The organism is Embleya sp. NPDC050154, assembly GCF_044460165.1.
Taxonomy (GTDB): Bacteria; Actinomycetota; Actinomycetes; order Streptomycetales; family Streptomycetaceae; genus Embleya.
The window spans coordinates 600,121-620,057 of the sequence record NZ_JBITJP010000003.1 but is presented as its reverse complement, the minus strand read 5'-3'; the positions used below and the strand labels follow the sequence as shown (position 1 = coordinate 620,057).

The 19,937-nt window shown below is 72.5% G+C and carries 19 protein-coding genes and 2 pseudogenes; 12 read left to right on the top strand and 9 right to left on the bottom strand.

The annotated features are described in order from the left end of the window. Window positions 1-70 precede the first annotated feature (70 nt). Both ACIBSV_RS09365 and ACIBSV_RS09360 read left to right on the top strand, forming a co-directional pair. A complete protein-coding gene (locus tag ACIBSV_RS09365; protein WP_395860888.1) occupies window positions 71-1,084 on the top strand; it encodes a phytoene/squalene synthase family protein in 1,014 nt (337 codons plus the stop codon). A 243-nt stretch (window positions 1,085-1,327) separates the two neighbouring features. Next, window positions 1,328-1,765, top strand: a complete 438-nt coding sequence (locus tag ACIBSV_RS09360) for a hypothetical protein (RefSeq protein WP_395860886.1) — start codon at window positions 1,328-1,330, stop codon at window positions 1,763-1,765. Between the two features lie 149 nt (window positions 1,766-1,914). Here the strand turns inward: ACIBSV_RS09360 and ACIBSV_RS09355 are convergent, their stop codons facing one another. Continuing rightward, window positions 1,915-2,688, bottom strand: a complete 774-nt coding sequence (locus tag ACIBSV_RS09355; RefSeq protein ID WP_395860884.1) for an alpha/beta fold hydrolase — start codon at window positions 2,686-2,688, stop codon at window positions 1,915-1,917. A 100-nt stretch (window positions 2,689-2,788) separates the two neighbouring features. After that, window positions 2,789-3,103 (bottom strand): annotated as a pseudogene (locus ACIBSV_RS09350) (hypothetical protein); the annotation flags it as partial. An 8-nt stretch (window positions 3,104-3,111) separates the two neighbouring features. Between ACIBSV_RS09350 and ACIBSV_RS09345 the strand changes: the two are divergent. Further along, window positions 3,112-3,544: pseudogene (locus tag ACIBSV_RS09345) on the top strand (nuclear transport factor 2 family protein). A gap of 153 nt (window positions 3,545-3,697) precedes the next feature. Further along, entirely contained in the window at window positions 3,698-4,570 is an 873-nt protein-coding gene (locus ACIBSV_RS09340) for a Ku protein (protein WP_395860882.1), read from the top strand. 51 nt (window positions 4,571-4,621) lie between these two features. On the opposite strand, the gene ACIBSV_RS09335 is transcribed toward ACIBSV_RS09340, so the two are convergent. Next, a complete protein-coding gene (locus ACIBSV_RS09335; protein ID WP_395860880.1) occupies window positions 4,622-4,891 on the bottom strand; it encodes a hypothetical protein in 270 nt (89 codons plus the stop codon). A gap of 85 nt (window positions 4,892-4,976) precedes the next feature. Between ACIBSV_RS09335 and ACIBSV_RS09330 the strand changes: the two genes are divergently transcribed. The 4 genes from ACIBSV_RS09330 (at window position 4,977) to ACIBSV_RS09315 (ending at window position 7,581) form a co-directional block, all read left to right on the top strand. Next, the gene (locus tag ACIBSV_RS09330) at window positions 4,977-5,474 is read left to right on the top strand and encodes a LuxR C-terminal-related transcriptional regulator (RefSeq protein WP_395860878.1); all 498 of its coding nucleotides are present in this window, start codon (window positions 4,977-4,979) and stop codon (window positions 5,472-5,474) included. Between the two features lie 56 nt (window positions 5,475-5,530). Further along, complete coding sequence (locus ACIBSV_RS09325; RefSeq protein WP_395860877.1) at window positions 5,531-6,073, top strand: HAD domain-containing protein; 543 nt, start codon at window positions 5,531-5,533, stop codon at window positions 6,071-6,073. A 165-nt stretch (window positions 6,074-6,238) separates the two neighbouring features. Beyond that, window positions 6,239-6,832, top strand: a complete 594-nt coding sequence (casB, locus tag ACIBSV_RS09320) for a type I-E CRISPR-associated protein Cse2/CasB (RefSeq protein WP_395860875.1) — start codon at window positions 6,239-6,241, stop codon at window positions 6,830-6,832. A 215-nt stretch (window positions 6,833-7,047) separates the two neighbouring features. Beyond that, complete coding sequence (locus tag ACIBSV_RS09315; RefSeq protein ID WP_395860873.1) at window positions 7,048-7,581, top strand: hypothetical protein; 534 nt, start codon at window positions 7,048-7,050, stop codon at window positions 7,579-7,581. 52 nt (window positions 7,582-7,633) lie between these two features. Here the strand turns inward: ACIBSV_RS09315 and ACIBSV_RS09310 are convergent, their stop codons facing one another. From ACIBSV_RS09310 to ACIBSV_RS09290, 5 genes are all read right to left on the bottom strand, one after another. Further along, entirely contained in the window at window positions 7,634-8,818 is a 1,185-nt protein-coding gene (locus ACIBSV_RS09310) for a hypothetical protein (RefSeq protein ID WP_395860871.1), read from the bottom strand. A 7-nt stretch (window positions 8,819-8,825) separates the two neighbouring features. Next, window positions 8,826-9,344, bottom strand: a complete 519-nt coding sequence (locus ACIBSV_RS09305; protein ID WP_395860869.1) for a SigE family RNA polymerase sigma factor — start codon at window positions 9,342-9,344, stop codon at window positions 8,826-8,828. A 100-nt stretch (window positions 9,345-9,444) separates the two neighbouring features. Beyond that, on the bottom strand, window positions 9,445-11,235 hold the full coding sequence (locus ACIBSV_RS09300) for a glycosyl transferase (protein ID WP_395860868.1): 1,791 nt from the start codon (window positions 11,233-11,235) through the stop codon (window positions 9,445-9,447). Further along, window positions 11,232-12,008, bottom strand: a complete 777-nt coding sequence (locus ACIBSV_RS09295) for a glycosyltransferase (protein WP_395860866.1) — start codon at window positions 12,006-12,008, stop codon at window positions 11,232-11,234. Before ACIBSV_RS09295 ends, ACIBSV_RS09300 begins: the two co-directional genes overlap by 4 nt. A 238-nt stretch (window positions 12,009-12,246) precedes the next feature. Further along, window positions 12,247-12,675 carry a hypothetical protein gene (locus ACIBSV_RS09290; RefSeq protein WP_395860864.1) on the bottom strand — a complete coding sequence of 143 codons (429 nt, stop codon included), beginning with the start codon at window positions 12,673-12,675 and terminating at the stop codon, window positions 12,247-12,249. A 607-nt stretch (window positions 12,676-13,282) separates the two neighbouring features. Here ACIBSV_RS09290 and ACIBSV_RS09285 point away from each other — a divergent pair. The 3 genes from ACIBSV_RS09285 (at window position 13,283) to ACIBSV_RS09275 (ending at window position 18,392) form a co-directional block, all read left to right on the top strand. Beyond that, entirely contained in the window at window positions 13,283-14,053 is a 771-nt protein-coding gene (locus ACIBSV_RS09285) for a hypothetical protein (RefSeq protein ID WP_395860862.1), read from the top strand. 500 nt (window positions 14,054-14,553) lie between these two features. Beyond that, a complete protein-coding gene (locus ACIBSV_RS09280; RefSeq protein ID WP_395860860.1) occupies window positions 14,554-16,698 on the top strand; it encodes a hypothetical protein in 2,145 nt (714 codons plus the stop codon). Then, window positions 16,695-18,392, top strand: coding sequence for a purple acid phosphatase family protein (locus ACIBSV_RS09275; RefSeq protein WP_395860858.1), 1,698 nt, complete (start codon window positions 16,695-16,697; stop codon window positions 18,390-18,392). Before ACIBSV_RS09280 ends, ACIBSV_RS09275 begins: the two co-directional genes overlap by 4 nt. A 193-nt stretch (window positions 18,393-18,585) precedes the next feature. Here the strand turns inward: ACIBSV_RS09275 and ACIBSV_RS09270 are convergent, their stop codons facing one another. Beyond that, window positions 18,586-19,059: an RrF2 family transcriptional regulator gene (locus ACIBSV_RS09270; protein ID WP_395860856.1), complete on the bottom strand. Its 474-nt coding sequence runs from the start codon at window positions 19,057-19,059 to the stop codon at window positions 18,586-18,588. 83 nt (window positions 19,060-19,142) lie between these two features. On the opposite strand from ACIBSV_RS09270, the gene ACIBSV_RS09265 reads away from it, so the two are divergent. Continuing rightward, the gene (locus tag ACIBSV_RS09265) at window positions 19,143-19,886 is read left to right on the top strand and encodes an SDR family oxidoreductase (RefSeq protein ID WP_395860855.1); all 744 of its coding nucleotides are present in this window, start codon (window positions 19,143-19,145) and stop codon (window positions 19,884-19,886) included. The last annotated feature ends 51 nt before the right edge of the window (window positions 19,887-19,937 follow it).

Here is a 19,937-nt window from a genome sequence, read left to right as displayed (position 1 = left end):
GACAAGGCTTCGGCTGATCGAAATCGGGGGGCTCATGCGGTCGTGGCGGTATTGTCTGGACGCTGCGGGTGTGCGGGAGAGCACGCTGCGCGCCGACTACACGGCTGCCGAACGGTTCATGCGCCGGAGGGAGACGGCCGGTTGGGGCGCCTTGCGCTTCCTGACCCCGCCGGAGTTCCTGCCCCACGCGGTCGCCGGAGCAGCCCTCGCGTACTTCACCGACGACGTGTGCGACCGGGGTGACGCCGAGGGCCGCGCTCGGCGGTTCGAGGCATGGGCGACCCGGGTGCGGGTGGCGCTGGACACCGGGACCGCGACGCACCCCCTGCTGCGCGCATACCTGCACGCGGCCCGGGAGAACGGCCTGCCGCGCGACTGGGCCGACGCCTACATGGCGGGCACGCGGGCCGAGTTGACCTTCCCCGAGTTCGCGGACGAGGCCGAATACCAGTCCTACGTCGACACGTTGACCTGGCCCGGCGCGATGCTCAGCACCGGTATGACACCCCATCTGGTCTCGGACGAGGACTTCGCCGCCTCCGTCCGCCAGTTCGCCGACGGCTTCCAACGCACCGACCTGGTCTGCGACCTGGCGGAGGACCTGAGCGAGGGCCGGCTGCGGCTGCCCAGGTCCGATCTCGACCGGTACGGCGTCACCCGCGCCGACCTGGAGTCGGGCCGGGACACCCCGGGCGTGCGCGCCCTGCTCGCGGCGACCGTGGCCACCGCCCGTGCCGCACTCGACGCCGGTACCCGTATCGTCGACGAAGTGCCGCACGAGTACCGTCCATTGGTGCGCGGCGTCATCGACATCAGTCACTACCGCCTGGACAACGCGTGCGACCTGGGTCCCGCGATCACCCAGCGCTCGGCCCGCGACAACCCGGCCGTGTGCGTACGCCTGCTCGTCCGGGCCCGCCGCATGGCCCCACCGATCCGGCGGGCGAGCTCCCCGCAGGATCCGAGCGGCACGGTCACCGCGGTGCTCTCGACACCGCGAGCCGACCCGGACGCGGTCGCGCGAACGGGATCGCGCCCGACGGTGATCACCGCGTCGACAGGCCCGGAGCCGACGACGCGGTAGACCCGGCGCCGGTGGTCCTGGCGTCGCCACGACGTCCGGTGTGGGTACATGTGTGCGGCCCGGGGCCCTGCCCGCGCTCCGACCGCGCCGCACGTGTGCCCGACCACTCGCCCGTCGGCTCGCCCGGCCGTCCCCATGCCCGACGGAGGACGCCGACCGGAGGTGCGTGCGTCCGGCTGCAATGGGTGCGACACACCCGTGTGGCGCACCGATCGTGTCCGGCCGATATCGCACAATGGCTCGATGATTCCGGATGACGAGTATCTGTTGAAACTGGGACGAGTGACGTACAGCCTTGCCCTGCTGGAGAGCGTGGTCATGGGCGAATTGGCCCAACTTCCCGGTCTGCCTCCGGCTTTGGTGGCCCGCAAGTTGGCGGGCAAAAGCATCGAGGCGATCGCCCGGGCGCTGACCGACTCCGCGAACACCGACAAGGTCGCGGACGCGACCACACGGGCCTGGCTCCAGGTCGCGGGTGGCGAACTCGCGGCGGCGGGGCGCATCCACCACGCGCTCAAGCACGCCCGTGCGGCCGAGGAGGGTGAGGTGGCGCAGCTCCATCGGCGAACCGGCGAAGCGGGCGACGCCGTGGACATCACCGCGGCCTGGCTGCAACGGGCCCAGGCCGACCTCGACGACGCGCTGCGCCAGGTCTCCGGAGCCCGGGCGAAGGCCGCCTGACTCTCGAGCGAGGTGCGCATCCGGCGTGATCCGCCGCCGGATGCGCCCGGCACGCCCGGGCGTTCGCCCCCGGCCCACCCCCACCCGTCGACACTCGCCGACGCCCGGCCGGCACGACGACCGCGCGGGTCGCCGCGGCCGGCGCGTCGTCAGGGGTTCGTCGGGGCGAACGCCTCGATCATCGGGATCAGCAGATCGGCGCGCGTGATCGCGCCCATGTGCGTGGTGCCCGGGAGGACCGCCAGCCGGGCCTTCGGGATGAGTTCGTACATACGCACCGCGTGCTCCAGCCGGATGAAGTCGGTGTCGCCGAGGACCAGGAGCGTGGGGGCGGTGATCGCGCGCAACTCGTCCTCGGTCCACTCGACGAAGCCGTGGGCCAGGGGCTGGAGCCTGGCCAGGGTGGCCTCGAAGCGGGTCGGGTCGGGGGCGACCCGGGCGTATGCCTCGACCATCGCCTTGAAGTCGTCCTCGGTCGGCAGGCGCTCGGAGGTCTGCTCGGGGGCGGTGATCTCGGCGTGATAGCCGTCGTGGCGGTAGTGCGTCGACACCAGGACCAGACGGTCGACACGCTCCGGGTGCCGCACGGCGGTGCGCAGCGCGACCAGGCCACCGAGGCTGTAGCCCAGCAGGTCGGCACGTGCGATGCCGAGCCGGTCCAGGAGCGCGACGACGTCGTCGGAGAAGAGCTCCAGGGACATGTCGCGGTCGGTGTCCGCGGTGTGCCCGTGGCCTTGGAACTCGACCGCGATCACCCGCCGCCGCGCGGCCAGTGCGGGCAGCAGTGCGGCGAAGCTCAGGTCGATGGTCTGGGCGCCACCGTGCAGGATCACCAGCGGCGGCCCGTCGGTGCCGTGCGACTCGTAATACATCTCGATGCCGTTCACCGAGGCGTATCCGACGGTGGGGGTTCCGATCGTCATGGTGAGTCCTGCTTTCCGGTCGGGGCCGAGCGGGTGCGAGCGGTGCTCCAGTGATTTGACCGTTCGCCCACCGAAAACTCATCGCGACACACCCGACGGATCACGCGTCGGCGCCGAGACCGCCCGCTCCGCCTGTCGTGAGGTCGACCTGCCCGAGGGTCGCCGGTGAGTCGGGGGCGGCGGCCCATGGCAGGAGGTCGGGCCGCTTCGCGGTGCGGCCCTCGCCGGAGGAGCGGCCGCGCACCCGCCGTGCCGGCCACGGCCCGAGGAACGCGGCGCCCCAGCGCACCTCGGCCACCGCGGCTCGCGGTCCGGTCGGGACCGGCAACGTGGGCAGCGGGAGCGTCCAGGTGTCGTCGCTGCCGGGAAGCCCCAGGGCGTCGGCGATGGCCGCGGCGATGCGGTCGTGGTTCACCGCGGGGTGTGGACTCGGTCGTTCGCGCCGCCGTCGAGGCGCAGGACCGCGCCGCGCTCGAGGACCTCCTGGCCGACGACGTGCGCCTGTACAGTCCGGTGAAGTTCAAGCCCTTCGAGGGCCGGGCCATGGTGCTCGGGCTTCTGGACGTGCTGCTGCGCACCTTCGAGGACTTCCGCTGTGTCGGACGGTTCGAGGGCAGCACCGATACGGACTCCGGCGGGATCGACGCGGCGGCGGAGATCCTCGTCTTCCGCGCCGCCGTGCGGGGCACCCGGATCCACGGGATCGACCTGCTCAGGTGCGACGAGACGGGTCGGATCGAGGAGATCACCGTCATGGTCCGTCCGCAGTCCGCAGTCCGCCGTTCTCGCGTTGGGCGAGGCGGTACTCGCCGGGCTGGTGGCGGACGGCCTGGTGCCCGGGCCGGTCGATCGTTGACGTGCGGGAGCGGCGCCCGAGCGATCCGGTGTTCGGCTCGGGTCGAGGCGCCGAGGCGGCGGCCGGCCTACCGTTGAAGATGGTCATTTCCCATCAAAACGGTCAGGGGTCGGTATGCGGGCGTCGTGGAAGGGTGCCATTTCGTTCGGGCTGGTGAGCATCCCGGTCCAGCTTTACTCGGCGGTGTCCGAGCATCGCTCGCCGGGCCATCAGGTGCATCGGGAGGACGGTGGCCGGATCCGGTACAAGCGGGTGTGCGAACTGGAGGGCGAGGAGGTCGCCTATGCGGACATCGCCAAGGCGTACGAGTCCTCGGACGGTCGTCAGGTCGTCCTCACGGACGAGGACATGGCCGAGCTGCCGCTGCCGAGCAAGAAGGTCGTCGACGTCCTGGCCTTCGTCGACGAGGCCGCGATCGACCCGTTGACACTGTCCAAGCCCTACTACCTGGGGCCCGCGACGCCGGCGGCGACCAAGCCGTACGTGCTGATCAGACAGGCCCTGGCCGGGCAGTCCAGGGCGGCGGTCACCAAGATCACGCTGTCCACGCGCGAGAGCCTGGCCCTGGTCCGCGCGCAAGGCGACATCCTCACCCTCCAGACCATGTTGTGGCCGGACGAACTCCGGGCCCCCGAGGGCATCGCCCCTACGGAGAACGTCACCATCCGCCCCCAGGAGCTGAAGATGGCGGCCTCGCTGATGGACACCCTCAGTGAGGACTTCGACCTGGGTGACGTGCGGGACGACTATCAGCGCGCCCTGGACGCCCTGGTCGAGGCCAAGGCCACCGGTGCCCATCCCGACGAGGTCGCCGCGCGCTCGACCGGCGAGAGCAATGTGGTCGACCTGATGTCGGTGTTGACCGCGAGCGTGGAGGCCGCCGAGAAGGACCATCCCAAGCCGGCGAAGCGCACCGATACCAAGGCGCGCGCGACGACGAAGACCCGGGCGTCGGCGAAGGCCGCGACCGGCCGCGCCTCGGCGAAGAAGACCACGACGACGCGGCCGGGCAGGAAGACGGGCTGACGCGGCGGCGGCCGTCGGTCGCACTCGCTCCGGCTCGCGCCGTTGCCGTCGTCAGGTGGCCTCGGAGGACTCCCGGGCGAGGGCCGCCAAGGCGGCGAGCTTGAGCACATCGCGATCGGGGGCGCTGTCGGCGCCCGCGGCGGCGCGAGCGGTGATCAGGGCTCGCATGGCGTGCAGACGGGCGGCCCGGCCCCGGTGGAGTGCGTCCTCGTCGCCGAGTTCGGCCGCCCGGAGGCAGGCGAGGTGGGCACGCTCGAACCCGAGCTGGAAGTCGAGCAACGGCAACAGGTGGTCGGGCAGTGGTTCGGGTTGTTCGGACATGTGTTCGAGAATAGAGCCTGCCGCTCCGACCTGTCCCCGCGCCGACGCAGATGGGTGGATCACCCGCCGAGCCGCGGGCCGGGGCGTGTCTTCGATCCCCCGCCGAGAGGGGACGACCGACGACGGCCTCCGCGCGGCACTCGAAGGCCGCCGCCGAGTGCCGGGACTGCCCGTACTGCTGCTGTCCCAATACGTCGAGCCGCTGTACGCCCACGAATTGCTCGCCGACGGTGCGGGCGGGGTCGGCTACATCCTCAAGGACCGCGTCTTCGACGGCGGACAGTTCGTCGACACCATCCGACGGGTGGCCGACGGCGGTACCGCGATGGACCCGCACGTGGTCTCGCAACTGCTCACCGGCAAGGACCGCGACACCCACCTGGGCAGCCTGACCCCACGCGAACGCGAGGTGTTGGAATGGTTGGCCCAGGACCGCTCCAACGCGGGCATCGCCGAGGGCCTGTTCATCACCGAGAAGGCGGTCGCCAAGCACATCGGGAACATCTTCACCAAGCTCGATCTCCAGCCGTCCGACAGCGACAACCGACGGGTCCTGGCGGTGTTGGCCCACCTGGACCACTGAGTGCCCGGTCCCGCCTGCCCGGTCGGCCCGTCGAGCGGGGTCGCTATCGTGCGGTCGTGACCGGCTCCGTGCAGCGTCCGCTGCTCTTTCTCGACGTCGATGGACCGCTGCTTCCCTTCGGGGCGGCCGAGTATCCGACCCATGGTTCGGATCCGGAGCGCACGGATGCCGACGCGAACCCCCTTCTGGCCAGAGCCGATCCGGAGCACGGGCGGCGACTGCTGGGGCTGGCGTGCGAGCTGCTCTGGGCCACGGCGTGGATGGAGGAGGCGAACCGATACATCTCCCCTCGGATCGGTCTACCGGAACTCGCCGTGGTGATCTGGCCGGAGCAGTCCGCCGTCGACGACCAGGACGAGCGCGACGGCCTGCATTGGAAGACCCGCACACTCGTACTCCGGGCGGCGGGCCGCCCGTTCGTCTGGATCGACGACGAGGTCACCGACACCGACCGAGCATGGGTCGCCGCCCACCACGATGCCCCCGCCCTCCTCCACCACGTCGACCCCCACCTGGGGCTCACCGAACGAGACTTCACCACCATCACCGCGTGGCTGGACACCCTGACGAGCCCACCCGCCCCGCGCGACGCGGGGTAACGGCGACTGTGTCGAGGGTTCGTGTCACACGTGCGGACCGTCGTGCGTCTTTATGGGGACGGGGCGATGCCGGCCATGGACGGGTCGGGTCGGGTCGTTTCGTCTTCGGTCGGTGGACGACGGCAGTAAGGACGACGGCATGGCTCTCACGACGTGGTGCGCGCGATGACGGCGCCGTCGATCGCGCGCGTCTCCGCCTACTGGGCGCCCTGGGAGCACGCCCTGCACGCGCTTCTTCTCCGCGTACACGGCGATCGCACCCTGGCGGGGCGCTTTCCACCCGGCGCCGACGCGTGCCTGTCGGCGTCCGCCGTGGAGCCGATCACCGTTCACCTGCCGCACACCCTCGAACCACGCCGCGCGCGTCGGACCGTCTGCCAAGTGGTCACGCTGTACCTGCTCCACCAGGGAACGACCGGGACCTCGCCGCACCACCCGGACGGCACCTCGATCGGCGCCGCCTGTCGGGACCTGTCGCTGCTGATCGCGCCCGAGCGGACCCTCGTGCAACGGCGACAACGCACCCGCTTCGACGCCGCCGTCGAGGCCGACACGGTCGACGAGTTGGCCGCCCACCTGCGCACGCTCATGCCCCTGCTGCGCCGCAAGGGCATCGCCCTCGACCACGTCCGCCTGGCCAAGGACCTGTTGTGGTGGGAGACCCCGGTCGGCCGACGCTACGCCCGGAACCGGTGGGAGGAGGACTTCCACGACCTGCACGGGACTCCGGCCGGAGGTGGTGACATCCGGCGCCCGTGACCGGCCCGCGGTTTCGCGCGTGGGGGGCGAAATCAGCTGCTTTGCCCGGGAGTTGGCTTCGGGTGGAACGAGGCATCCGTGGTCGCCGGTCGTGCCCGGGATGCGCAGCGTCCGCCCTTCGCGGGTAGGGATCGGTCGAGGCCGCGACGACGTGTGCTCGGGACACGACGCCGGCCGTCGTTCGTACCGGGACGTGAGGTGTTCGGAGGAGCGGGATGAAGTGGTCGACCGGAACCGTCGGATGCCTTCTCGCCGTTGTCGTGCTGGCGACGCTGACTGGTTGCGGAACGCGGGCGCCCGACTCGGACATGACGATCGACGAGGCGTTCGCGACGGCGAACCCCGACGTCGAGGGCGCCTTCGACGCGGTGTTTCCCAGGTACGAGCCCCTGAGCAAGGTGCGCGAGGACGCCTGCGGCGACCGGCAGTTGCTGAACAGCCGGAAGGAGAACCTGATCCGCACCAGGCATTCGCTCGACGTGACACTGCCGCCGACCGACCGCCGCTCGCCTGCGGAGATCCACGACCTGATGGTCGGTCAGTTGCAGATGCGCGGTTGGCTGCCGACGGAGCGCACCGCACCTCGCGACGACTCCGCCTCGGTGTCGGCGTCCCTGTCGAAGCAGGGCACTCCGGCCGGCGTCCGGATCGCGTCGACCCGTGAGCGGTCGAAGTCCGGCCCGGACACGGTGATCGTGCGTGTGACGATCTCCAGTGGCTGCCTGAACAACCCGAAGGCGAAGCTCTAGCCGAAGCCGGGCCGGGTGCCGCGGGGGGAGCCGTAGCTCGCCCCGTCCCCACTCACGGAGCCCACGAGCCCGCAGGTGTCGTCGGCCCATTCGAGGAAGAGGTCGAAGCCGGGGCAGTGGTCGAGGAAGAGCCCGTACTCGTGTCGTTCCCCGTCGGCGTGGTCGCGGTCCCGCTCGGCGAACCGGCCGTCTCGGTCGCCTCCAAAACCGAGGAGGGCGCATCCGACGGCCGCTCCGAGTAGGTCGGCGACGGCGGCGTGCGCGTCGGCCCGGTGGGGCCGGTCGACGGAATCTCACCCACCCGCACGGCGGCCAGGATCGAGGCCGAGCGGTCCTGATCGACAGCCGGATCGAATTCGACGAAGGCCCCGTCCGAACGGGTGACCTGCTCGAGCCGTCGCTGGTCGACCCCGGGCGGCCGGTCTCCGACGCCCACCTCGAACCAGGCCGGCTCGGTGCCGTCCGCGCCCGGCGGGTCCACGGTGCCGTAGCGCAGCGAGTAGCGCGGCGACCCGGCGGTGTTACCCATCGGAGCCACCACCGCGATCAGGTGTTCACCCGCGGCGAGCACGGCCTGATCCAGCGACACCGGACCGCGCGCCGGTTGGCGAACCCCCGGCACGACGCTTTCGGCCACGTGGTGGACACGTTCGGCGTCGGCGGCCGGACCGGCGAGCGTGGCGACCGCCCACGCGTTCGGCGCCCACTGCCAGAGCAACTCGAGGCGATCCGCCGACGGTTCGGGGCCGACCGGCCACACCGCCGCATGCCCGTTCACCGGTGGGGCGGGAGTGCCGAGCGGAGGTTCGCCGCCCGGGAGCCGGCCCGGCGCGTACATCGTCACCATCGCCCGCGTCGCGCTCAACTCCGCCGGGCCGTTCGGCTTCTCCATGCCCAGCACGACCCGCTGGCGGAACTTGCCGGTCTCGTAGGACACGGGCGTGAAACCGCCGGCCGAGCCGACCCGGAACGCCCGTTCCCGAACGTCGAACGCGCCGCCGGAAGCCGGCCCGGTCCCGTTGTCGTGCGTCGGCGCGACCACCAACACGGTCATCAGCACCACCAGCGCGACGGCGATCGCACCGCCCGCCACCGTGAGCGCACGCCGAACCCGGATCGTCCGCCGGCCGTCCCGGATCGCACGGGCGACGTCGACACCGGGCTCGTCGGACCCGGTCCACGGCGTCCCGCGCAATGCGCCAAGCAGTCGGGCGCCCTCTTGCTCGTCGGTGTCCATGGCCGGTCTACTCCCCTTCCCAGCGGGCCACGACCGGCCCGTCCAACAGTGTGCGCAGCCGCGCCAGTCCCAACGCGGTCTGACTCTTCACCGTGCCCTGCGATCTGCCGAGGATGTCCGCGACCTCGGCGACCGGCAGATCGCACAGGAAACGCAGCACCAGGACGACCCGTTGCCGAGGCGGCACCCGGGAGAGCGCGATCCGGACCGCGTCGCGCGTCTCCACGTCCGGCCCCGGGGGCGCGGCCGGCAGCGGGGTGTCCTGGGGAGCGCCGACGAGTCGGACCCGAGCCCAGGCCAGGCGGCGTTCGTTGAGAAACGCGCGGACCAGCATCCGGTGTACGTACCGGTCGATATCGTCCGCCGCCGCCGCGCGCCGCCAATGCACGTACAGGCGCGTGATCGTGTTCTGCACGATGTCGTCGGCGCGGTGCGGATCCCCGCACAGCAGGTGCGCGACCCGGCGCAGCGCGGGCAGCCGGGCGGAGATGTACTCGGTGTACGCGTGCTCGTCGGTCGTCCGCACCCGACCGGCCTCCGTTCTCGCGCCCACACCCGTCGGCGATTGTCCCGCCTCCCCACCGACCGCGATCTCGCCCTCCCCGGTTCGGTACGGAGTCACCTGCTCAGCCGGCACCGGCCGCACCTCCCGCCCGTACGTCCCACAACCACACCCCGCCGATCGGGACGCCCGGACCGAGCAGCCGGTCGAGCGTGGCGCGCAGCGCCTCCCGGCGGTCGTGCGGCCCGAGCACCACCGCGTCCGCGCGCCAGAAGGCGAGGTCCGCGCGGGCCTGGGCACGGTCCGCGTCGCTCACCTCCGGCACGACCCCGCCGTCGCGCACCTCGCGCAACAACTGCGAGGTGGCCCTGGTGACCGCGCCATAGCCGCCGAGCCGGTCCGGCCCGAACGGGCCGACGAAGTAGCCTTCGGCGAGCGGGAATCCCAGCCCCGCGTCGACCTGCCAGGTCAACGCGCGCGCGTCGCCGGGGTCGGGCAGCGGTACGGTCACGATGGCCCGGCCGGGACCGGTGAAGCGGCGCCAGGTCCCGTCCGCGAAGAACGCCGGCGTCGGCTCGCGCGGCGCGGTGGCCAGGGGCTGGGGCAGCAGCGGCAACAGCGCCTGGACGACCACGACGCACCACAGCAGCCGGATCCGTCGGTCACCCGCGCGGCCGGCGGCCTGCGCGCCCAGGGCGAGCAGGATGCCCAGCACGGGCACGCACACCATGGTGAATCGGCTCTCCAACACCGATTCGTACAGCGGGAGTCGGCCGAGCAGTTTCCACGGGCCGAAGATCCCGGTGGCCTCGCCGTCGACGATGATCTCCGGGCCGAGGGAGAACAGCGCGGCACCGACCAGGACGGCCGCGAGGGCCTTGGTCAGGACCGTCCGCCACAGTGCGACGGTGATCGCGACGGCCAGCACGAGCAGCGGCCAGCCGAAGAACGCGTTCTCCTCGGTCCGGTTCATCGACAGGCGGGCGGAGACGTCGATGTCGCCGGCGAGCGAGCGGTCGGCGTACGCGGTCAGCGCCGCGAGGTCGTTGCCGGCCGGGCCGTGCAGCAGGTTCGTATAGCTCTGCGGGCCGGTGAACTGCCACCACAACGGATACGCGACCAGGACACCGCACAGCGCCGCACCGACCCCGACCCCGCGGGCCAGGTGCGGCAGCGCGGCGCGCGCGGCCCCCGGCGCGACGCACGCGTAGGTCAGCGCGAACAGCGCGATGCCGGTCGCGGCCAGCAGCAGGGCCTCCTCGCCGAGGAAGATCTGATACGTGGTCAACAGACCGAGGAGCACGCCGTCGCGGATCGGTCGACGACCGGCGGCGACCCGGATCAGGCGATCGATGATCAACGGGAGGACGAACAGTACGGCCAGGTTGGGGTGCGCGTTGGCGTGCGAGACCATCGGCGGGGCGAACGCGCAGAAGGCCCCGCCGAGGGCGGCGGCCGGGCGCGAGGCGACCAGGTGACGGGAGATCAGGTGGTACCAGGCGGCGGCCGTCGCGGCCAGCCCGAGGGTGAGCACGACGGCCCAGGTCGCGGACGGTCCGAACAGCCAGGTGATCGGGGCCAGCGGGATGGACAGGCCCGGCATCGAGGTGTTCGCCATCAGATTCACCCCGTCGGGGTGGTTTTGCAGCGTCGTGGTCAGCGGGTTCTCGCCGTGCGCGACGGCACGCGCGGTCACCGCGAAGAACCACTCCCACTGGCGCTGGTCCTGACCGCTGTCCACGAGGTAGCGCCCGGCCGGCCCACCCGCCCACAGCCCTCGGAACAGCAGCAGCGCGGCCACCAGATACGTGCCGCACGCGAGCGCGTCGGCGACCCGTCCGGAGCGGGGGAGTCGGGGAAGCCGGGGGAGTGCGGGCGGGCGCGGCGGCGCGCTCGCGTCGCGTACCGCGGTCACGCCGCCCGCCTCGGAGGCAGCGGAAGCGGGAAAGGGTCGCGGGGCGAGCCGGTACCGCCCGCCGGCCGCCGCATCCGCGCCGACGGGTCTCCGGCGCGCCCCGGCCGGCCGTGCCGCAGGCGCACCCGGGCCAGGTCGGTGAGCACCTCCAGGCAGTGGCCCGGCCGCAGCTTCGAGCCGCTCTGATGGGTCCACGCCACCGGGACCTCGACGAAGCTCCAACCGCAGCCGAGGAAGAGCCGGAGCACCTCGATGTCGAACGCCCATCCGTCCACGTCCGCGCACGCGAACGCGGCGCGCGCCTTGGCACCGTCGAACAGCTTGAACCCGCACTGGGTGTCCACGGTGCCGGGCAGCGCGACCGCCCGGATCAGCCGGCTCCCGACGTCGGACAACACGCGCCGGATCGGCGGCCGGGCCACCGCGAACGCCTCGCCGCGCGAGCCGATCGCGGCGTCGAAGCCGTCGTCCAGCACGGCCTGGAGCCGGGCCAACTCGGCGATCGGGGTCGCCAGATCCGCGTCGCAGACCAAGACCCGGTGCCCGCGCGTGACCTCGACGCCCCGGCGTACCGCGTGTCCCTTGCCTCGATTGCTCGGTTGCCGCACGACGCGCACCCTGGGCTCGTGCCGGGCCGCCGCCGTGGCTATGGCGTACGTATCGTCGGTGGACCCGTCGTCGGAGACGACCAGTTCCCAGTCGATCCCGATGTCCCGGAGGTGGTCGAGCACGGTGACCAGCGTCGCCGGCAGCCGCCGCGACTCGTTGAACACGGGTATCACGACCGACAGCTCGGTCCCGCAAGGAGTTCGGTTCACACCTGCGTGACACCGCGAGGCCTCGGCCGCGTTGTGTGACGTGGGCCACATTCACCGTGACGGCCATATCCCGTGAGGGCTGTGTCCACTGTGCCGGTCCGCCCGGTCCGCCCGGTCCGCCCGGTCCGCCCGGTCCGCCCGGTTACCGCGTCCGCCGGCCGTTGGTGGGTCGATCAGGCCGTTCGCGGGTCGGTCAGAAGGAGATCACCGCGGTGAGAACGAAGCCGGCGACGATCACGAAGAGGATGAAGCCCACCGCCACGAGCACCGAGCGCACGCGGCGCGAGGCCTTGGCGCGCACCCGGGCGCCGGTGGTGAGGTCGTCGAGCTCCTCGGCGTGCAGGGCGCCGTCGCGCCAGGTGCCGCCGACCCGTACCTCGTCTCCCTCGCTGACCGTGCCCGCGAAGCACAACCCGCGCATTTCCACGGGCACCGGCACGAGCCGCTCGCCGTCCGCGTCCGGACGCTGGACGTGGAAGCTCCAGACCTCCAGGTCGGCGTCGAGGTCGTCGATCCGCCGCTCACGGCGGATCCGGAAATCGCGGACGAGGCCGGTGAACTCTCTGCCGTGCCCCGGCAGGTCCCCGGCCCGCCGATGCGGTACGTGCCCGGTTGTTCCCACGGCCGGGGCCGGGGCCAACGGCGTCGAGAGCGGAGCCGTCGTCGCCCCGCACCGCGCACATTCGGCAGTGCCTACGGGGTTCTCGTATCCACAGGACTGGCAGCGCATGAGCATGCTCCCTCACCTCCACGCTAGCTCGCGGCCCGGGGGGACGCGACGGCGCACGATCGCTCGTGTCGGCGCCGCTCCGCCGGGGTGATCCGGGCCCCGCGACGGCGTCGCCCCTCGGCGCCCGCCCACCGCTCGCGCACCTGGCCGCGACCGGGCAGGCACCGCGCCGGCGGCCCGGACACGCGGGACCCGGCCGGGCCCGCTCGACCCCGTCTCGGGCCGGGGACGCCGCGCCCAAGGGTCGATGCGTCGCGGGGCCATCGCCCGCCATGTGGCCGTGTGGGCCGCCGGTGCCCGGACGGCCGTATGGGGGAGGAGCGGCGTCGGCCGTCGGATTCTACGAATGGGCAGGTCGTGCGGTGACGCCGGTTGGGCGTGCCGGTCACCAACCGTGGCGCTGAGTTGCGGTGCGTCATCGGCCGCCACAAGGTGAACGAGAAGTACCTCGAAAGTCCCCCACCCCACCCCACGCACCCCATCGAAGGGTCATATCGGCATGCGCACCACCAAGTTCACCTCCGTGATCGTGACCACCGCCGTGTCCGGGGCGCTCGTCGCCGGCGCCGTCGGCCCGGCCGTGGCCGCCACCTCCACCGAGACCCGGGTCGCCGCCGCCCACCAGCGGTTCGACACGGTCGATCGCCTCGGCGAGACCCTGTCGACGTTCTCCGAGATCGCCGCCGAGGCCCGTTCCGGCCACCCGGACGCGGCCAAGCTGGAAACCCTCAGGGAGCGGCTGCGCGTGTCCGGCGACGGCCTGGTGGCCTCGGCGCCGGTCTCGCCCGGGGCGGATGCCGCGGTCACCGACGCGGTCGCCGAACTCAAGGCCGCGTTGGACAAGTTGGTCGCCGACGCCGGCAAGCTGCTCGAGCGCGTGTTGGCCAACGATCTGAAGGGGGCCCAGGAGGCCCTCGCCGCCGCCATCGCTGACGTCAAGGACCTGCTGCTCAAGGTGCCGGCCCTGCTGAAGACGCTGCCCGGCCTGCCGACGCTGCCGACGGCCGCGGTCCCGGTGCGCGGCGAGACGACCGAGCCCAACGCCGCCCGGGCCGACGGGGCCGGCCCGGTGGCCGCCACCGATGTCGTCGCGGACCTCAAGGCGGCGTTGGACAAGCTGATCGCGGACATCACCAAGCTTCTCGACGACGTGAAGAAGCTGGACGTGGCGGCTGCCACGGCCGATGCCACCGCGGTGCTCGCCGGTCTGAAGGACCTGCCGGTCAAGGCCCTCGCGGTGCTCACCGGTGGTGTGGCGCTGCCGGTCTGACCCGGCACCCCTCGGCGCCGCCGGTCTGACCCGGCACCCCCGGCACCCCCGGCGCCGCCGAACGGGCCCGGCGACCACGGTCGTTGACACCCGACTCGCGCCGACCGGCCTCCCGACATCAGTCGGCGGGGCCGGTTCGGCATGCCGTGGGCCCTTCCGGCCCGCGGCACCACCCGACTTCGGTCTGCCGAACCGCTACGGCGCGTAGTCGGGTCGGTGGTCGCCGGCGAGTATCGCCGGAGCTTGGTGAACCCTGGGACCATCGCGCGGGAACCATGGGGCAATTCCCGCCGAAGGTTGATCTTCGGCCGGATTCGCGGCCCGCCCGTCTTGCATACTCACGATCGTCGTCGACGTTCTCCGATCGGAAATCGTCGACTTCGGTTCCTTCGGCTTCCCGTTCCCACGCACGCTCCCGGCGGTCACACCACGGGCAGCCGCCGGCACCGGGACGAGTGACGGGTCTTCACCTCCACATGGGCACAACGCGTAGTCGTCCCTTGCTCACCGCTCTTCGGCCACGACGGGTCGCGGTCGGTCTGATGGTGCTGGGACTGCTGGTCCTGCTCTTCCCGCTGATCTCCTCGGCGGCCGAATCTCCGCCGACCCGCACCGCGCGGGCCGAATACCTGACCGGTGAACAACGCGCCATGACACCGGGACTGGTCACCCGATCCGGGAGCTACAGCGAACTGGCCTCCGGACCGGACGAGAACTTCGGCGACACGCGCTCGCGCGCCGCGGACTGGCTGACCGTGCCCGCCGCCGGGTCGGACGGCACCGCCTCGGCCGAGCGATCGGTGCCGGCCGGTACACCGTTGGGCAAACGTACGCCCGCGATCGCATCGGCGACGGCGAACGTCTCGCGCACCGGGCAGAGCCTGAACGCCGGTTCGGAGGTGACCGGGTTCGACCACCCGCTGAACCAGTTCCGCGAACTCGACCAGGTGGTCGGCGTGAAGTCCCTCGTGCACATCGACAGGGTGCGCACCGAGGTCGGCGCCCCTGCGGAGGCCGGCGCCCCCGGCGCCGACGTCCCGGCACCGCGTGCCGGCACCGAGGTCACCGGCCTGACGTTCTTCCCCGGTACCCCGCGCGAGGAGCACGTGGACCTGCCCGCCGGCCGGATACCCGGCGGCCTGGTCACCCGTGCCCTGCACTTCCGCACCGACGACGACGGCCTGGTCATGAAGAGCCTCTACAAGGGCGATCCGGCGATGTACCGAGTCATGCTTGGCGACGGCACCGGCTTCCTGGACGCGACCTGGACCGTGATGGTCGCCGACCTCGCCTCGACCACGGCCGATTCCGCGCGGGCCGGGCTCGGGGTGACCATCGACATGCGGTGGCGGGTGGGCATCGACGCGGGGGACACACTGCGCCTGCGCATCGACGGCAACGAGCGGTACCTGGACACCAGGATCGCCGAGGTGACCGCGGGCGACACCGCCGCGGTGTTCCGCCGACCGGCGCTGCCCACGACCACCGTGACCGGGTTCGGGCCGCCCGGGGCGGGGCCGGGCGACACGGTGACGGTGAGCGGGTCCGGCCTCGACGCGGGCGGGGTCGGCGTGTACGTCGACGGTTCGCCCGAGCGCGTCGCGGACGGCGCGCTGCACGTGGCCGCCGACGGCACGTCGCTCACCTTCGCGGTGCCCGCGGGCGCGACACCGGTCAAGGGCGTACTCGTGGTCGGCGACCACGGCGAGGGTCGGGCCGGGTCGTTCCCCTCGCCCGGTGCGGGCACCTCGGGGCCCACCGACACCGCGACCGGCGCGCCGCCGAGCCCGACCGATCAGGGCCCGGTCCGGCACGCCTCGTGGCAGGGCCCCGCGGTCAAGGCGGGCGACCTGCCCGAGTCCTGCGTCACGGCCGCGCAATGGCGAGTCCCCGCCGACCGCGCCGTGTTCACCGCCGCACTGGGCGACGGCGGCGTGCGCGCGCCGGCGATCGACTCGGCGGTGTTCACCTTCGCCGACGAAGCGGGCGCGCGGCACGAGGTGGCCACCGACGCCGGGCCGAGCTGGGGGCAGCCGTGGCCCGCCGGGCCCGCCGCACACGTGGTCGGCACCCGGCCCGCGCAGGCCGCGGCGGTGGTACCGAACGGCTGGACCCTGGTCGCGCTGCGTGCCGAGCACCACGGCGACGTCGCGAAGCAGGCGGCGCTGGGGCCCGTCGGCGGCTGCTGGGCCCTGGGCCGGGAACGGCCGACCACACCACCGACGAGCCCCGACCCGAGCGGGCCGCCGACGACGTCGCCGCCGACGAGCAAGCCGCCGATCAGCGGGCCGCCCACCGGCAAGCCACCGACGCTTCCCCCGACCGGTGAACCCTCGGGCGGGCCGACCCACACGCCGGCGCCGACCGCTCCCACCGATGTCCCGTCCACCGGGACCTCGACGCCGCCGGGATCCGACTCCGGCGGGTCGGACTCCGGAGGTTCCGGTGGGTCCCGGGGTGCGGGCGGCTCGGGCAACTCGGGTACCGGCGGCTCCCGTTCCGGCACCGTCCCGGAGACCGCGACCGGCGGCGGCTCGTTGTCGCGCACCGGCGCCGACGTCGTCCTGCCCGTCCTCCTCGGCACCGCCGCGCTCGGTGCCGGCCTCGTCCTGTTGTTCGCCGCACGTTCCAGGAGCACCCGATGAGCCCCGCCCCCGGCCGGAACCCGCACCTGCCCCGCTCCGGCGTCCCCGACCGGCTCGCCGCGACCATGAGCATCGCCGAACAGCACGAATACCTGCGCAGTCGGCGCCGCACCGTCTCGCGCCGCAGCGTGCTCACCGCGATCGGCCTCGGTGCGGCGGCCGTCCCGCTGTTCGGCACCTCGTCGTCGGCCGGCGTGCGCCGCGCGCCCTCCCTGCTCGTGGGCACGAACTACGTCGACGGGAACGCGCTCAAGCCCGCCGGCCGCCACCTCGCACTGGGCGCGGACCCGCGCAGCCAGGCGGCGATGAGCTGGCAGGTGCCGCAGCCGGTGCGCCGGCCGTACCTGCGGCTGGGCACCTCGCCGGGGCAGCTGGACCAAGTGGTGCCGGCCGAGATCCGGCACCTGCACTCGCACCTGATCGAGTACGCCGACAACCCCGCCTCGGCCTATTTCGACCACGACCAGTACCACCTGCATGCCGCGCTGGACGGGCTCGACCCCGGCACGCGCTACCACTACGCGCTGGGCCACGACGGCCTCGACTCGAACTCCGTTGCCGCGACCGTCGGTTCGTTTCGTACCGCACCGGCGGCCGGCGGCGTGCCGGAACCGTTCACCTTCACCGCGTTCGGCGACGAGGGTGTGGAGTTCGGCGCCGCCGCCAACCAGACGCTGATGCTCCGGCAGAACCCGGTGTTCCACCTGCTGGCGGGCGACATCTCCTACGCCGCGTCCGGTGCGGGACTGCCGTCCAGCCACCACAGCGCGGAGGGCGCGGACAAGCTTCAGCCGGAGGTGTGGGACGAATACCTGCGGATGATCGATCCCGTCGCCGCGTCCGTGCCGTGGATGGTCGCGATGGGCAACCACGACATGGAGGCGCTGTACTCGCCGGACGGCTACGGCGGTCACCTCGCCCGCTGGCACCTGCCCGGCAACGGGCCGCGCAACGCGCACGCCACGTACGGCTTCAGCTATGGCAACGTCGCGGTGGTGAGCCTGGACGCCAACGACATCTCGCACGAGATCCCGCACAACCGCGGCTACACCGCCGGCGCGCAGACGACCTGGCTGGCCGGGGAGTTGGCCCGACTGCGGCGTACTCCCGGGATCGACTTCATCGTCGCCTTCTTCCACCACTGCGCGTACTGCACGGCGACCGACCACGTCTCGGACGGCGCGATCCGGGAGGAGTGGATCCCGTTGTTCGATCGCTATCAGGTCGACCTCGTGATCAACGGGCACAACCACGTCTACGAGCGGGCCGATCCGATGCGCGGCGGTGTGCGCACGCGCCGTGCCGCGATCGGCGACCGGATCCGGCCCGCGACCGACGGCACCACGTACCTGACCGTGGGCAGTGGCGGGAAGAGTGGTTACGAGTTCTCCGCGCCGGAGACCTACGCGGGCGGTCCCGCCGACGTCACCGACGCGGTCAAGGGTGGTTTCCACGTCAAGGGCGCCAGGGTCGACGAGACCGTCGAGTGGTCGCGCGTGCGCTTTCGCGGCAACGCGTTCATCGCGGTCGACGTCCGTCCGGCCGCCGCCGGGCGCGAGACCACGATGACCATTCGCACGCTCAGCGCCACCGGTGCGCAGGTCGATACCGTGACGCTGGTCCGGGACGCGGGTACGGCGATCCCGTCCGCGAACGCCACCGAGCGCGGGGCGAGCGGGGGCGGGCGCGGCTGAACCCGGCCGGGGTGCGGGATCGGGCGGGGCGGCGGGCCGGCGCCCCGCCCTACGCCGTTCCGGCACCGCCCGATCCGCGGGTTCGCGCGGGGTTTCGGCGTCAGGACCTTCCGCCTCGCGTTCGTGCGGGCTCGGCGGCCGGGGCCGGTCTTCGATTCCCGTCGTGGAATCCGACGGGGATCGAAGAACCGCCCTACGCCGTGCCGGTCAGGCGCAGCCGGGTGCGGGCCGGTGCGGTGGGGGGCAGGTCGGCGACGATGTCGGCGAGGCTGACGCCGGCCAGGCTGTGCTGCCACGCCTGGTGCGCGTCGGCCATCTTCGCGGCGAGGATGCAGTCCCGCCGGCATTCGTCGGCCGGCAGCGCACCGCGCCCCTGCTGCCGGATCTCCCGGCACTCGTACGGTGAGGAAGTGCCGTCCACGGCCTCGACGATGTGCAGAAGGGTGATCTCGGCGGCGGGTCGGGCGAGCCGAAATCCGCCTCTGGGACCGGTGGTCGCGGACAACAGGCCGGCCCGGACCAGGGTCTTGAGCTGCTTGGCGAGGTAGGGCGCCGGCAGGTCGTAGTACTGCGCGAGTTGGGTCGTCGACGCGCTGGTCCCGGGGTCGAGTTGGGCCAGCGTGGTGGCGCAGTGCAGGACCCATTCGGTACTCCCGGGCAGCTTCATGCCTCGAGTCTATCGCAGACTTTGTGGACCTATTTAGTCCGTGATAGCGTCGGTGTTCCTGGCAGCGAGAGAAAGAGATCACCATGCGGATCGCAATCGCCGGCGCGACGGGAAACATCGGGGCGCTCACCGTCGCCGCTCTCGAGCGGGACGGGCACGAGGTGGTGCGGATCAGCCGCTCGCTCGGTGTCGACCTGACCACCGGTGACGGCCTCGACGATGCCCTGGCCGGCGTGGAGGCGGTCGTCGACGCGACCAACGGGCCGGCCGTCGACCCGGCCGAGACGGTGGCCTACTTCGGCACCACGACGCGGAACCTGCTGGCCGCCGGGAAGCGCGCCGGGGTCCGGCACCACGTGCTGCTCTCGATCGTCGGGATCGATCGGGTCGAGGGCAACGCGCACTACGCGGGCAAGCGCGAGCAGGAGCGCCTGGTGGCCGAGGGGACGGTGCCGTGGACGATCGTGCCGGCCACGCAGTTCCACGACTTCGCCGAGATGGTGACGAGCTGGACCGAGCAGGACGGTGTCGCCACGATCGCGCCGCTGTTGGTGCAGCCGATCGCGCCCGCGGACGTGGCAGACGTCCTGGCCGAGGTCGCGACCGGTCAGCCGCGCGGGCGCTACGCCGATATCGCCGGGCCCGACCCGCAGGACCTGGTCGACATGGCCCGGCGCACGCTCGCCGCGCGTGGCCGCTCGGTGCGGCTGGTGCCGACGTGGTCCGGCATGTTCGGACCGGCGATGGCGGGGGACGCGCTGCTGCCCGGCGAGGGCGCCCGGATCGCGCCGACCACGTTCGACCAGTGGCTCGCCGAGCAGAAGTAGCGCGGGAAGTCGTGACTTGGGCCCGGTGGCCGGTGAACCGGGCGAGCCGGG

Excerpts from the sequence above, each read along its gene's own strand:
- ACIBSV_RS09360 (WP_395860886.1), top strand. The coding sequence starts at position 1,328 with ATGATTCCGGATGACGAGTATCTGTTGAAACTGGGACGAGTGACGTAC.
- ACIBSV_RS09355 (WP_395860884.1), bottom strand. The coding sequence starts at position 2,688 with ATGACGATCGGAACCCCCACCGTCGGATACGCCTCGGTGAACGGCATC.
- ACIBSV_RS09335 (WP_395860880.1), bottom strand. The coding sequence starts at position 4,891 with ATGTCCGAACAACCCGAACCACTGCCCGACCACCTGTTGCCGTTGCTC.
- casB (WP_395860875.1), top strand. The coding sequence starts at position 6,239 with ATGACGGCGCCGTCGATCGCGCGCGTCTCCGCCTACTGGGCGCCCTGG.
- ACIBSV_RS09315 (WP_395860873.1), top strand. The coding sequence starts at position 7,048 with ATGAAGTGGTCGACCGGAACCGTCGGATGCCTTCTCGCCGTTGTCGTG.
- ACIBSV_RS09310 (WP_395860871.1), bottom strand. The coding sequence starts at position 8,818 with ATGGACACCGACGAGCAAGAGGGCGCCCGACTGCTTGGCGCATTGCGC.
- ACIBSV_RS09285 (WP_395860862.1), top strand. The coding sequence starts at position 13,283 with ATGCGCACCACCAAGTTCACCTCCGTGATCGTGACCACCGCCGTGTCC.
- ACIBSV_RS09275 (WP_395860858.1), top strand. The coding sequence starts at position 16,695 with ATGAGCCCCGCCCCCGGCCGGAACCCGCACCTGCCCCGCTCCGGCGTC.
- ACIBSV_RS09270 (WP_395860856.1), bottom strand. The coding sequence starts at position 19,059 with ATGAAGCTGCCCGGGAGTACCGAATGGGTCCTGCACTGCGCCACCACG.
- ACIBSV_RS09265 (WP_395860855.1), top strand. The coding sequence starts at position 19,143 with ATGCGGATCGCAATCGCCGGCGCGACGGGAAACATCGGGGCGCTCACC.